Annotated in this window: 13 protein-coding genes; 12 read left to right on the top strand and 1 reads right to left on the bottom strand. The window is 30.5% G+C overall.

Annotation, left to right across the window (positions count from 1 at the left end; translation table 11 throughout):
* Positions 1 to 51 precede the first annotated feature (51 nt).
* Positions 52 to 1,605 carry a S41 family peptidase gene (locus tag GIY83_RS15480; protein ID WP_208682390.1) on the bottom strand — a complete coding sequence of 518 codons (1,554 nt, stop codon included), beginning with the start codon at positions 1,603 to 1,605 and terminating at the stop codon, positions 52 to 54.
* A gap of 564 nt (positions 1,606 to 2,169) precedes the next feature.
* Between GIY83_RS15480 and GIY83_RS15475 the strand changes: the two genes are divergently transcribed.
* The 12 genes from GIY83_RS15475 to GIY83_RS15420 all read left to right on the top strand — a co-directional run bounded on the left by GIY83_RS15475 (position 2,170) and on the right by GIY83_RS15420 (position 14,217).
* Complete coding sequence (locus GIY83_RS15475) at positions 2,170 to 4,182, top strand: M13 family metallopeptidase (RefSeq protein ID WP_208682388.1); 2,013 nt, start codon at positions 2,170 to 2,172, stop codon at positions 4,180 to 4,182.
* A 145-nt stretch (positions 4,183 to 4,327) separates the two neighbouring features.
* The gene (locus GIY83_RS15470; protein WP_208682386.1) at positions 4,328 to 4,921 is read left to right on the top strand and encodes a DJ-1/PfpI family protein; all 594 of its coding nucleotides are present in this window, start codon (positions 4,328 to 4,330) and stop codon (positions 4,919 to 4,921) included.
* Between the two features lie 90 nt (positions 4,922 to 5,011).
* Entirely contained in the window at positions 5,012 to 5,353 is a 342-nt protein-coding gene (locus tag GIY83_RS15465) for a hypothetical protein (RefSeq protein WP_208682383.1), read from the top strand.
* A gap of 46 nt (positions 5,354 to 5,399) precedes the next feature.
* The gene (locus GIY83_RS15460; RefSeq protein WP_208682381.1) at positions 5,400 to 5,819 is read left to right on the top strand and encodes a hypothetical protein; all 420 of its coding nucleotides are present in this window, start codon (positions 5,400 to 5,402) and stop codon (positions 5,817 to 5,819) included.
* A 466-nt stretch (positions 5,820 to 6,285) separates the two neighbouring features.
* Positions 6,286 to 6,612: a TOMM propeptide domain-containing protein gene (locus GIY83_RS15455; RefSeq protein WP_208682379.1), complete on the top strand. Its 327-nt coding sequence runs from the start codon at positions 6,286 to 6,288 to the stop codon at positions 6,610 to 6,612.
* Positions 6,613 to 6,707: 95 nt separating this feature from the next.
* Positions 6,708 to 8,663, top strand: coding sequence for an adenylate/guanylate cyclase domain-containing protein (locus tag GIY83_RS15450; RefSeq protein ID WP_208682377.1), 1,956 nt, complete (start codon positions 6,708 to 6,710; stop codon positions 8,661 to 8,663).
* A gap of 168 nt (positions 8,664 to 8,831) precedes the next feature.
* On the top strand, positions 8,832 to 9,896 hold the full coding sequence (locus GIY83_RS15445; RefSeq protein ID WP_208682375.1) for a hypothetical protein: 1,065 nt from the start codon (positions 8,832 to 8,834) through the stop codon (positions 9,894 to 9,896).
* Positions 9,897 to 10,591: 695 nt separating this feature from the next.
* A complete protein-coding gene (locus GIY83_RS15440; protein WP_208682373.1) occupies positions 10,592 to 10,921 on the top strand; it encodes an NHLP leader peptide family RiPP precursor in 330 nt (109 codons plus the stop codon).
* Positions 10,922 to 11,037: 116 nt separating this feature from the next.
* Entirely contained in the window at positions 11,038 to 11,385 is a 348-nt protein-coding gene (locus GIY83_RS15435; protein ID WP_208682370.1) for a hypothetical protein, read from the top strand.
* Positions 11,386 to 11,475: 90 nt separating this feature from the next.
* On the top strand, positions 11,476 to 11,823 hold the full coding sequence (locus GIY83_RS15430) for a hypothetical protein (protein ID WP_208682368.1): 348 nt from the start codon (positions 11,476 to 11,478) through the stop codon (positions 11,821 to 11,823).
* Positions 11,824 to 11,957: 134 nt separating this feature from the next.
* Positions 11,958 to 13,472: a type 2 lanthipeptide synthetase LanM gene (gene lanM / locus GIY83_RS15425; RefSeq protein WP_208682367.1), complete on the top strand. Its 1,515-nt coding sequence runs from the start codon at positions 11,958 to 11,960 to the stop codon at positions 13,470 to 13,472.
* A 592-nt stretch (positions 13,473 to 14,064) separates the two neighbouring features.
* Positions 14,065 to 14,217 carry a hypothetical protein gene (locus GIY83_RS15420; RefSeq protein ID WP_208682365.1) on the top strand — a complete coding sequence of 51 codons (153 nt, stop codon included), beginning with the start codon at positions 14,065 to 14,067 and terminating at the stop codon, positions 14,215 to 14,217.
* Positions 14,218 to 14,247 lie beyond the last annotated feature (30 nt).

Genomic DNA, 14,247 nt, shown 5'->3' with positions numbered 1-14,247 from the left:
AGATTTCTCTGAAGCTTTCTGTTGGTTTTGGGAAGTATAAACAAATCCAAATTATTTTGTTTTTATAAGGTTAAGTGTAAACTCCATTTGTGTATCCTTATGTTGGAAAAAATCATCTAGAGATGGCCATACTTCATGGTCGGGCATAATCCCATGACCTTCTGGCTGATTATCCTTTTTTGGAGCATCCTGCAGCAGATTTACAATTGAAAATTGGGTTTTTATCTTTGAATTGGGAAGCTCATAGACCAGTGGTGAATGTCCGTTGTGACGATAGTAACCGCCAACAGTTTCTACACCAACTATGGTAACATTTTCAACGTATGCTTTTACCAGAGAAGCAAAGTGTGAGGCAGCTGATGCTACATTTTCATTAATCAAAAGGTAAACATTGCCTTTAAACCCTGGTGATTTAGGATAATAAACCGGATTGTATTTTTGGTTTTGTACACTTATATTGTTTTTGAAAACCGGATACAGATCTTTTAGGTATGCTTTCCCCATTTTTTTAGAAATACTATCCATTCGTTCTGATGTTGAAACGCCCCAGAAATAGTTTTCAAAAGGCAACAAGTTGGGATCGAAAATTATGGTGGCTTTTAGATTTTCTTTGAATGGTTTATCTGTGAGATACATTATAGGCTGTTCAAAGTTAGGGTCACTGCCACCGGGATTATTTCGAACATCAATTATCAGATTAGAAACCTTGTTTTTGTCCAGTCCTGCAAAAACGCTATCCAAAAAATGAACATAGGGTTCAAATTTAGGATCGTCTGATCCGTATGCCATTCCAAACCATCTTAGATTTAACAAACCTGTAGCCGGATTAATCATGCGAAAACTATAGGAAGCCTGCTTTTTGTAATCTATCAAATCAGTAACAGGAGCACTAAATCTATTTTTAATGTTTGTTTCTCTTTGCTTTAGCGTTACTGCAGGGAGTGTCTTTTTTTCAAGAGACTCAGATTTTGGTGAATTGTATTCTATTGTGAATTCATTACAAAGACCATATTCCAGAAGATAGTTTATCCCAAAGGATTTATTTACGCTGGCCGATAACTTTTCTGTAGTGTTAAAGCCATCTGCTGTATAATATTTATAAAAAGATTGCATCAATTTTACGTCACTTATCCTGTTTATGCTTCTTATCCTCGAGCCGGCTGGTATATCTGATGATTGACCATCGAAAATAATTTGCCCGTTAATATAAATAAGAGGATAAGGAAAAAATGATTTTTGGCGATTGAGAAATTTTATTAAATCAAGATCAGGGATGGTGTAGTTATGTACACTTCCTTCATAATCGGCCAGTGGGAGCATTATTTTGTAAAACTCGGTAATGCTCATAGGCTTTTTAATACTTTTGATGGCTGCATTGTAAATGCTGTCTATTTGTTTTTTAGAGCGGTATTGGTACAAGCCAGAATTTGCTTTTTCGTTTATAGCGAGGAGTATTTTAAGATCTTGCTGCATTTGTTTTACTGAAAGCATTTTATTGTAGAGCATTATACTATCCTTCGCGTTTTTATCAGATCCTTGTGCCTTGATTTTAAACGATAAGAAAAGCAATACTATAAAAATTAATATTAGATTTTTATTACTCATGTAATACATTAGTTATAGGTTAGGGGTTAGAGGTTTAATTTTTAGAGTTTAACAATCATTTTTATTTCATTTTTTTAACTACAATCTTGTGATAAAAATAAGATAAAATTGCATTACAAAAAAAAGAAAAATAGTGCAAAATGATTAGTGAAATTGATAGAGTTGAATTATAGTGTTTTGATTAATAGGTGTTTAGTTTTTTTTTGTTTATGAAGAAAGAGTCAGCGATATTTATGTGACCTTTGCTAGCTGACCCCGGAGAGTCAGTTTTATATTTAGGATGATTTTTTTAGGTTTGTGCGCTATCGCTTGGCTGGTAAATCTCAATAACAGGATTATTTAGGTTTTAAAGCCAGGTGCGGGAGTGTTATACCAGATTATTACAGTAATGATAAATAATTAGCTATAATTCTGTTATTTATACGCAGTAATTTTACAAAAACTTTAGAATTAAAAACTGAATTCGTATATTGTTCTGCTAAAATTAACTATGCCTAGCATAGAGATTTTAAAAATCTGCTTTCAAACGTTTTTCAGTTCATTTTAATAGAAATAGTCTAGATTATGAAAAATTCATTAATGCTCTTCATCGCATTTTTAGCTTTTACAGCATGTTCAAAACATGAAGGGAAAAAAAATGTTGCTATCACCGGAATAGATTCCACATTGCGGCCTGGTGATGATTTTTTTAAATATGTAAATGGCAAATGGTACGATTCTGTATCAATACCTGCATCTCAATCCGGAGTTGGTGCCTATATGTTTATGAATTACCCACAACGAATGCGCCTGCAAGGGATATTAGACAGTATTTCGCAAAGCAAAAATTCAGCAGGAAGTATAGCGCAAAAGGTAGGAGACTTTTATGCATCAGGTATGGATACTCTAACTATTGACAAACGCGGTTATACACCCATAAAACCCTTACTTGCCAAAATTGAAGCAATTAGCGATTTACCATCGTTAATGAACTTTGTGGTGACTGAAGAAAAAGTGAACAATTCTTCTATTATAGGTTTTGGAGTGTCACCTGATGATAAACACAGCAGTATGAACATTGCCCAAATCTATCAGACAGGTATCGGTTTGCCTGACAGGGACTATTATTTCAAATCAGATTCATCAACTCTTGCCATACAAAAAGCGTACAAAAAATACCTTGCTACATTATTTCAGCAAACAGGCAGCAACGTTCAGGAGGCTCAAAAGAATGCTAATTTGGTTTACGATCTTGACAAACAACTCGCCGTTGCGCATAAAACAAAAGTTGAACTTCGCGATGTGCAGGCCAATTATAATAAAATAGCTGTAACAGATCTTGCAAAAAAACATCCCAACATAAACTGGACTACTTTTTTAAATGATTTAGGCGCTCAAACCGATTCTATTAACGTAGGACAGCCTGCTTATTATGATGCCCTTAATAAGCTCTTGAAAACAATTCCCATAAATAATTGGAAAATTTACCTGAAAGCAAATTCTCTGGAAAGATATGCAGATGATTTAAGTAAACCTTTTGCAGATGCCTCATTTGAGTATACCAAAGTGCTTTCTGGTCAGGCTGTTCAAAAATCACGTGGCGAGAAAATGGCGAATGTCCTTGACAATTACTTAGGCGAAGCGTTGGGTGAATTGTATGTAAAGAAATATTTCTCTGAAGATGCCAAAAAACGCATGTTAGTTCTGGTGAATAATCTGCAAAAAGCGTATGCCAAAAGAATTGATAAATTGGAATGGATGAGTCCTGATACCAAGCAAAAAGCGAAAGAAAAATTGGCGGCCATGACTAAGAAAATAGGATATCCGGATAAATGGAGAGACTATAGTAGTGTAAAAATAGCCAGAAATACCTATTTTGAGAATATGGTTTCGGCCGCTACAGCGGCATATCAATTTCAATTGGCAAAATTGGGAAAACCAGTAGATAAATCAGAATGGTATACTACAGTTCCAACAGTTACAGCATATAATAATCCTACTGCAAATGAAATTGTTTTTCCTGCAGGTATTTTGCAAGCCCCATATTTTGATAATAATGCAGATGATGCGCTTAACTACGGAGGTATTGGAATGGTTATAGGGCACGAAATAACCCATACTTTTGATGATCAGGGTGCTCAATATGACAAGGATGGTAACTTGAAAAACTGGTGGACAAAAGATGATTATGCAAAGTTCAAGGCAAGAATACAACAGGTTATCAATTTGTATAGTACCTATACAGTTTTAGATAATCTACATATTAATGGTGCAATGACAGTTGGGGAAAATACGGCGGATATTGCCGGAATAGCAGTTGCCTATGATGCTTTTAAAATGACCCAACAAGGTAAAGGAAATACAAAAATCGACGGTTTTACCCCGGACCAGCGCTTCTTTATATCTATAGCTAAAATATGGAGAGTAAAAATGAAAGACGAGTTCCTGCGTTTATGGATTAACAATAATCCGCATTCTCCACCAAATTGGCGTGTTAATGGTCCTCTAATGAATACTACACCTTTTTACGAAGCATTTAATGTACAGTCTGGAGATAAAATGTTTGTGCCAAAGAAAGATAGAATAACAATTTGGTAGTAAGTACGAATTTGGATAATCGGCTTAATGGAAATTTGGTTTTGCATTTAGGATGATGCGGCAAATCTGAATAATGAACTTAATTTAGTCCCAAACCTGCTGTAGTATCAGGAAGTTGAAGATAATTTATAAAAGACGCCAGACTATGAGCATAGCAGTTTTACTATTTGACGACTTTGAAACCTTAGATGTTTTCGGACCTGTAGAAGTTTTTGGACGACTTTTAGACTTGTATACTATTAAGTTTTATTCACTAAATGGTGGGCAAATAAAAAATAGACATGGAGTTTCTATCTTGACCCAGAAACTGGAAGAGGTTCACGACAACCTGGAAATATTTATAGTACCTGGTGGAATGGGAACAAGAAAAGAAGTTGAAAATAAATTACTCATAGATAAAATAAAAGAAATATCAATCTTCAGCAAATTCGTATTGACAGTTTGTACGGGAAGTGCGTTACTTGCAAGAACTGGACTTTTAGACAATAAAACAGCAACTTCAAATAAACGAGCATTTACTTGGGTGATAACAAATGGGACAAATGTAATTTGGGACAAAAAAGCTCGTTGGTCAATTGATGATAAATATTATACATCATCAGGTGTAAGTGCTGGAATAGACATGACATTGGGTTTCATAAGTGACCGTCACGGAATTGAATTAGCAAGACAAATTGCATTTGAAATTGAATATAACTGGATGGAGGATAAGGACAATGACATTTTTAAAGTAGAATAAAACAACAGATAATAGTTACTATTTAGACAGATTTATGTAGGATTTGCAATATTTAATCAAGTTAAAAAAGAGAAACTAAATACAAAAGCCATGGATCATAGTGCCAAAGAACTTTTTTACTATTTAAATCAATCTATATCAAATAATGTAACTTATAGAGAGTTGTCAAATTTATGCTTGACGTTATTTTGTACCTGTGGTATTTTACCAGAAAGATTCCAAACAACAATTATTAACAAAGAACAATTAGCAATAATATTTTCTAAAATTGCAAAAGAGAGAAATATTGTTTCTTATCCATCAACCGCTTCATTTTATGGTGCTTCATTTCATGATACTTATGGTGAAGGACATTGGTTAGAGGTAATGGCCAGCGTTTTGAAATTAGCCAGAGAACCTAATATAGAAGAAGCTAAAAAATTACTAGTATAACTTTTTATGCAACATGCACCAAAACATTACCGCTAAAAAAATATTCATGAAAAACACAATCTTAATATTGTCATTTTTATTGATTTCTATTGTTTGTAAAGCTTCTGATACGATAAGTGTTTGGCATGTTTACTACAATAAAATAAAGATTAAAGAATATAATCAATTTAATAACATGACTCCAATAGTCCTAAAAGGTAGTGATTATAAAATTGGAGACTCAATTACAGTCAAATATATTTCAGATACTAAATGTCATGATTGTCTAACGGGAATAATGGTAAGATCAAAAGACAATCGAGTAACAATGGTTGGGAAAAGTGTTGGAAGAGGAAATCCCATATCTTTTCCTGCAAGCTATTTAATAGATCCAAAAAGGATCAACAAAAATTTTGAAATCTTATATTTAGATAGTAATGGAGAAAATGCTACATCAACCATATTATTTGAAGTTGAAGTTAATTGAGGAAATATGCACGTTGCATAACATCTACTACAACGCATTTGGGCAATTGGTTTAATGGAAAGTTGGTTTTGTATTTGGAATGATTTGGCAAATCCCAAGAATGGACTTAATTTAGTCCCAAACCCGCTGTAGTACCAGGACGTTATTTCTCACTCGTGCGGATAAGTTGAAGTTTGAATTTATGGTCTACTTTTTAAGAAATAATCTGCAATGGCGGATTATTTCTATTATTGGTATCTCTTAGATTTCAAAATTTCAATTTTACTTGGTGTATTCTACCTGTTTTTTTCTAATTCCATAAAAATTATTTCGAAATACTTTTTGATAAAGAAATTAAAAGAAAACTAATAACAATAATCAAATTGGTTAAAAAATAAATTTTTTTGTCAGCATATTTGGCAATTCTATACCTGAAAAAGAAGTTAATTTTCCCAATGTAAAATGGAATTAACTAATATACGAAAAAATGGAATTAACTAATGACCAAAAAATTCTAGATGCAATTGTTAAAAAAGCATGGGAAGATCCAACTTTTAAAAATAATTTGATCACTAGACCTCTCGCAACAATAGAAAGTTTTTTAGGGCACCCAATTCATCTACCCGAAGGTAAAAAAATTGCATTTGTTGATCAAACAGATTCTTCGACAATTTTTATCAATATTCCTGCTGAAGTCAATATGGAGGATGTAGAATTGAACGAAGAACAGCTTGATATCGTTGCCGGTGGAGATGGAGATATAACCCCTCCTATAATTATTAAGCCTACCAATCTTTCGGGCAAACTCTTTTAATAAAAATTAAGTTATTGGCAATTTTAAAAATTTAAAACGTACCTATTCTATATTTGAATATGTACGTTTTAATATTTATTAAAACATATATATTCATGAAAAGAAACATACATATTGTTTTCTCTCTATTTCTATTATTTAACGGAATACCTTTTTTTGGACACTCAAAAACGGGGCAAAAAGAGATCGTGACAAATATAAATAGTAAGAATGCAGATTCTATTCTTAATTTAGGTATGAAAAGTCAGGATGCAGGAGATTATTCACGATCATTATTGTATTTTGATAAAAGTTTAAACTTTTATAAATCCTTAGGTAAAAGCCGAAAAGTAGGTGATTGTTATAGTTATAAAGCGGTAACTTATTATTATCAGGGAGATTATTCAAATGCTTTGTTCTTTTTTAAGAAGAGTAACGAAGAATATAAAAAAACAAACTATAAAAAAGGAATCTCTTCGATATTAAATAATATAGGAGGTGTTTATTATTATTTAGGAAACTATCTAAATGCTTTAAACTACTACAAACAAGCTATTATTATTCAGGAAGAATTAAATGACAAGAAAATGACTGCGGCAACATCCCAAAATATTGGCGCAATATATTCACAAGTAGAAGATTACCCAAATGCATTAAAATACTATGATAAATCATATTTAATTTATAAAAATAGTAAGGATGTAAAAGCTATTTCGCAAAACTTAAATGCTTCGGGAATTGTCTATGCAAAATTAGGTAATTACCCAAAAGCTCAAAAGAATCTTGACCAGGCACTAGTGAATGCAGATAAAATAAATGATAAACAATTAAAAATTGAAGTATTATCCAGTTTAGGAGAATTGTTTTTTAAACAATCAAATTTTGAGAAAGCATTATATTATTATAATCTGTCGCTTCAATATTCTACTAAAATTAATAGTTTGCAATACATAAGTATGGCAGAAGTTGCCATTGGGAAAATATTAAATAAACTAAATAAAAACAAACAAGCAATTACAAAATGCTTAAAAGGTTATGATAATGCTCAAAAAATAGGGGCTATGTCAGTTAAAAAAGACGCTTGTGATTGTTTGTATAATGCTTATAAGGTGACTAAAAACGATAAATTGGCGCTTTATTTTTTTGAAAAATCAATTAATTTCAAAGACAGCTTAAAATCCGGAGAAACTTCTAATAAAATGATGATTATGGAGTTTCAGCATCGGCAATTACTGGACAGTATATCTCATGTACGAAAAGACCATGTTGTTGAAACCAAACATAAAGAAGAAGTTCAAAAACAGGAAAGACAACGAAATATTATTATTATCTCTTTGTGTTTTATTGTTCTTATAGCTTTAGGATTATGGAACAGATTAAACTACACGCGAAAGTCTAAAATAGCTTTGAAAATAGAAAAGGACCTCTCTGATGAGCTATTACTAAATATATTGCCAGAAGAAATAGCGCAAGAACTAAAACAAAAGGGTTTTGTTAATGCCCGTGACTTTAATTTAGTTTCTATACTTTTTTCAGATTTTAAATCCTTTACTCAAACCGCTGAGAAAATGTCTCCTAAAAATTTAGTAGAAGAAATAAATGCCTGTTTTAAAGCTTTTGATTTAATAACGGAGAAATACAATATAGAGAAAATTAAAACAATTGGAGATTCTTATATGGCTGCCGGAGGTATCCCAAAACCAGATAAAGAATCTTTGACAAATATTGTATTGGCAGGGTTAGAAATGCAGGATTTTATGTCTAAGAGAAAAATTAACAATGATGCCAATAATAATCCTGCTTTTGAGATGCGATTAGGGATTCATGCAGGACCCATTGTAGCGGGGATAGTAGGAATAAAGAAATTTCAATATGATGTATGGGGTGATACTGTAAATACCGCCAGCAGGATTGAAAGTAATGGTATTGTAGGCAAAGTCAACATTAGTGAATCGCTTTATAATCTCATAAAAAACGAAGAATGCTTTCGTTTTGAATATCGCGGAAGTATTCAGGCCAAGGGAAAAGGAGAACTCAAGATGTATTTTGTAGAAAAGTATATTAATTTTTAAGTTCGTTTTTGTCAGTCTATTTGGCAAATTTATAGAAAAACCCTGCTTTATCTTTACGTTTAAGAAGACTTAGTTTGTTTTAAAATTTGACACTTTGTATGTAAAATACATATGAACAAAGGTTTCAAAAAACAACTCTTTTCAATTTAACAAAAAACACATTCAAATATGAAAACAACTTTAGAGTATGAAAAAATAGAGGAATTTTTGTGTTTAATTCCTTCTTTCCCAAAATCTATAGACATACCTTTCTTTGACGAAGATAAAGAGAAACTGTTTATGGATCTTCACAGAAAGGAATTAAAAGAAATATGTGGAATAAACAAAGAAGATACTACAAGTGATGATAATATTCTTAAAAAATTGACAGAGATTGTAAAGGAATTGCTTTCCAAAAACACGAATTTAGATGATACGTTTAAAAAATATTTAGCAATAGAGCAAGAAATTGAAAGTTCTTCTTTAGGAAATCAATATATATATGAAAAACAGCGAGCGTTGTCTGTTAAAGCATTATATTATCATAAAATTAAAAATTTTAACAAAGCAATTGTTTTTACATTAGAATGTATAGCTCTAATCGAATATTTATTACAACAGGGTATGTACACTTTAAGTACTAGATGCTTTGAACAAAATAAAAATATATCAAGGGTATATTTTAAAAGTAATCAGATAGAATTAGGAAATAAAACAGCAAAAAGTTTAATGTGTTATTTGTTTAATGGAGAACACAAAGAAGGTTTGTTTGGAAGTGTTTTTAAAAACAATTTCTATTGGACTAAAAACCCTGATGCAAGAGAGTATTTTGCTTATGACACATTTATAAGTATTGCAGAAGATATGGTTAGATCTAATTTGAATAATCATTTGGATTTTTTTCCAAATGAATGGAATATAGATTTGAATTTTGAAATAGACAATCCTAACAGACAAATAATACGCAATTGGATTTCTGTCAATGAGCACTTAAAAAATCTCAATTACGAGGAATACTTTGATTCATTAACTTACTTTTTTCAGCAGTCCTATAATAAACATTATGATATTCTAAAAATATCTTTGTTGATAGATTTAACTAAACTTATAATTAAACTAGATTTTGAAAATAAGGAATTTATGACGGAAAAAATAAATGATTTTTTTAATCATAAAATATTATCTAATAGGAATTTATGTAATTTTTGGATTTCGAATCAGCCTTTGTATAATCGAGCAAGGTTCTTATTTTAGAAAAGGTATTTCTAAAACTTTAATAAATAAAAAAAACAAACGGTGAGTTCAAGAGCTTTGGAAAAAAAGCGCCTGATTAATCTGTTTGTTTTTTTTTATTAGTATGGGAATGACACTTTTTTGTCGTACACCAATCATTACATGACTTTCCTGATACCTACTTTGCTGTGATAATTTAATGTGGTTAGATCTTTTGTCAATACTGACCTGGTCTTTCTAAGAGTTTCTTTTCTCCCTTTTTATGTTGATGATAAGAGAGAAGCTTAATTAATTTTTTGCCTAAATAAGATTTTCTGTCTTTGCAAATATGCTCATAGATAGCCTCATGTGAAATGGATATAATTAGATCGTTTGAATAACGAACTTTAATTCTTCCAGCAATCGGTTCTGTACTTAATTTGTTCAATAATTCTATCTAAACATAGACTTTTAGCTTTTTATAAGTATTGATTTTTCTGCTAAAAATCAAATGGCTGCAAGATAAAAAAACATTTTCATGTTTGAAGTAAGATTGTCAGGTTTACACATAAAACACAAAATACCTTTGTTTTATTAGCACTGACATCTTCAGAAGTAAGGAGAAGAGATAAGAGGGGCAAATTTCAAAAAAAACAATTTTGTCAGTTTTGAAGTACAACTTGGCAAATTCATAGAGAAAAGGTGTTTTATTTTTACAACATAGAAAACAGAATGTTATGGAAGACAAAAAACAACAAATTATACAAAAGGTTATTTCTAAAGCTTGGGAAGATATCAAATTTAGAAAACAACTATTGGCAAATCCTGTAGAAGCAATAGAAAAATTAACAGGTGTTAAGATAGTTTTGCCAGAAGGAAAAGAATTGGTGGTTGTTGACCAAACAGATAAATCTAAAGTATATGTAAATCTGCCTGCAGAGCCTGAAATAGATAATCTGGAACTTACAGAAGACCAACTAGAAGCAATTGCGGGAGGTGAGCAAATGATGTGGAAGAATTTAACGGACTCTTTATTTTCTACACTGAAAAATTGTATTAGTCTGTAAAGAATCAATTTTTAAGAGATTGTGCCATAGATAATCTTTTAAAATGAATAAACAAGAAAGAATGTGATTAAGTATAAACATTAACCTTAAATATAAACCTTAAAATTTTTAAAATTATGAGTACTAAAATTGAATTAACAGACGAATCAAAAGTAAAAACCAGAGAAGTTATTCTTAAAGCACTTAATGATGCTTCCTATAGAGAAAGATTGGTAAATAATCCTAAAGAAGCCATAAATGAGCTGTATCCAGGTTATGCTGCAAAAGAGACAAGAAAAGTAGTTGTTTATGATCAAACAGATAGAAACACTCTCTTTGTTAATGTATCAGATTTGGAATACATTTTATTTGATGGAGATCAAGATGCAATTGAATTAAGTCAGGAAGAATTAGATCAAGTTGCAGGAGGAATGGAGCTTGCTCCAGAGTATTCAAGTTGTAAAAGTATTTCTTGTATCTTCTAATGACAGATATATTTAAGAAATAAAGTAGGTTGTTAATAAACAAAAAAAATAACATTAAAATTAAATATAAACATTAAAATTTTTAAAATTATGAGTACTAAAATTGAATTAACAGACGAGTCAAAAGTAAAAACAAGAGAAGTTATCCTTAAAGGTCTTAATGATGCTAGCTATAGAGAAAGATTGCTAAATAATCCTAAAGAAGCTATAAACGAACTTTATCCAGGTTATGCAGCAAAGGAGACAAGAAAAGTAGTTGTTTATGATCAAACAGATAAAAACACTCTATATGTCAATATATCAGATTTGGAATATATTTTATTTGATGGAGATCAAGACGCAATTGAATTAAGTCAGGAAGACTTAGATCAAGTTGCAGGAGGACTACAGATTGCGCCAGAGTATTCAAGTTGTAAAAGTATTTCTTGTATCTTCTAACAACCACTTGATTTAACATATAAAATAGGCTGTTTGAAAAAACCAAACAGCCTATTTTGTTTTAAAGCTTTTTAAATTTAAAATACTGTCCTAACATAAAATATGTAATTAAATATTTTTGATAAACTAATAAGATGAAAAATGTGAATATAAAAGACAGACCATTCTTAGTGGAAGAAAAAACCAATTTTGTTATTTGCTCTTTATATGAAAAAAGTATAACAGAGTTATTGTCTGTTTGTATAGCAAATAATGAAAATTTAGTTTTTGAAGATTTTTTTGAAGATTTAAAAAAGAATGAATGGAAGAGTCTTCACCAACTATTTCCAGTTTTAGAAGAGGTTTTGCCATTGCAAAAAAACAATATTCAGAAATTGTATGAAAAAATAATACGTTCCTATAAAAATGATTCTGCTGATTTGTTTAATAATGGTTTGACTAAGCAAAAAGAAGGGAAAATTCAAGACATTAAAATAGGCGAAGGTGACTTTCATAATGGTTCGTCGACAGCTATAATTGAGTTTGAAAACAATAACCTGGTCTATAAACCTGGTAATGGTGCCATTTCACTTCCTTTTTTTCAACTATTAGATTGGTTTAATGATTCTTTTTCTTTGGGTAGTTATAAGTACAACATCCTAAATAAAGCGCAATACCACTGGCAAGAATTTGTAACAGAACAACCCTGTAAGACAGAAGAAGAAATTAAAAAATATTACCAAAGAACAGGATATTCATTATGCATTTTGTATTTATTAAACTCCTCTGATTTTCATGCAGAAAATCTTATTGCTAATGGAGATTCGGTTGTATTTATCGATCATGAAACCATAATACAGCCAAAGATTAATAATAAATTAGATGAATATTTTGGGGAATCTAATTTAAACAAATCTAATTTAGAAGGATCTAATTTGGACAAATCTAATTTGGATGAAAAAGCTGATACAGTGCTTAATTCTGGTTTGTTGCCTAGTAAAAACGAAGAATCTCTTTCTTGTTTAAAATGCGGTTTGGGATATTCAAAAAAAACCTATGGCTTTTATTATAAAAAAGCAGGAATTAATCGATACACTAAAGATTGGAAGATGGTCAATAAGGAGATCAAAGCGAGTTATATTAAAAACAATGTTCCTACCTTAAATGGGGAGAAAATATTTATTCAAGAACATTTGGAAGAATTTCTTATGGGGTTTGAGCAATGTTATACCTTTTTATTAAAACAAAAGACGCTTTTATTATCTAAAGATTCTCCTATACAAAGATTTCATAATATTCCTATAAGGCATATATGGCGTGCTACTAGTGTGTATGCTAAGATTTTAGAATTAATGAATTTACCTAAAAATCAAAAAGATAAAAATCAATACAAACAAAAAATAGAAAACTATCTTTCAACTGCTTTTAGAAACGTTCCAACAGACTCTAATTTGCGTTTAATCATTAAACACGAAACAGCACAAATGTTAAAGGGAGACATTCCTTATTTTGAGGTAAATTCATCTTCCAGAGATTTACATACAGAGTTTGGAGTAATTAAAGATTTCTTCGAATTTAGTGCAGTAGAAAATATAGAAAGAAAACTAAACAAACTTTCATTAGAAGATTTAGAATTTCAAAAAAGTATAATTTTAGAAAGTCTTAGATAAGGCTTACTAATAAACATAGTTAAATGAAAAAACCGATTACGTATTTCATTTTTTTTTTTTTTGATTTACAGTTTTTTGCAAGAACTCTCTCTTTTAAGTTTTAAAAACATTTCCAAAAAAAAGCTGGAAGAGTTTTATATTGTTTAGCATATTTAAATCAAAAAAAAATGTAAAACCATGTCCTGAAGCTTCTCGGGATTGTATAGCTTTTATTATTATTATTATTATTTATTGAGTCATACTACTACTTAAATAAAAAAAGGTAATATTTTCTTATTACCAATAATATGATCTCATTTTTATTGGTGACTTATCTATGAAGTTCAACCTTCCTTCCTTCCTTCCTTCCTTCCTTAAGAGAATATTGTTTGCAACCGGAATAGTTAAACTTTTTTTCAAATAGAAACACTTTAAAAGTAAGAATTTTAACGTTTTTTACACTTTTAGTCTAAAGTCAAACTTTAGAATCGACCTAGATTTGTCATGTAATATTACAAGTACAAGGAATTCCTGAAAAGCATTTTTTAAGAACGCAACGACCATTACAATACTGTTGCTCAAACCAATATTTTCTAATCAAAACCAAAAATCCATGAAACATTTTTTTTATATTATTGCAATCATAGTCCTATTAGCTACTTTAAATTCTTGTACTGCTGACGAAATTGAAACTGATACACCTAAAAAAGTTCAGGCAGATGTTGATCCAAATAATCCTGGTAGTATAATCCCACCAAAAAAATAACCATTTAAGTTTTTTAGTATTATTTTTAAA

The sequence above is a fragment of the Flavobacterium sp. SLB02 genome (genome assembly GCF_009664855.1).
In the GTDB taxonomy this organism is placed as follows: domain Bacteria; phylum Bacteroidota; class Bacteroidia; order Flavobacteriales; family Flavobacteriaceae; genus Flavobacterium.
Note: the sequence above shows the minus strand (reverse complement) of the source record. Positions and strands in the feature narration are given on the sequence as shown.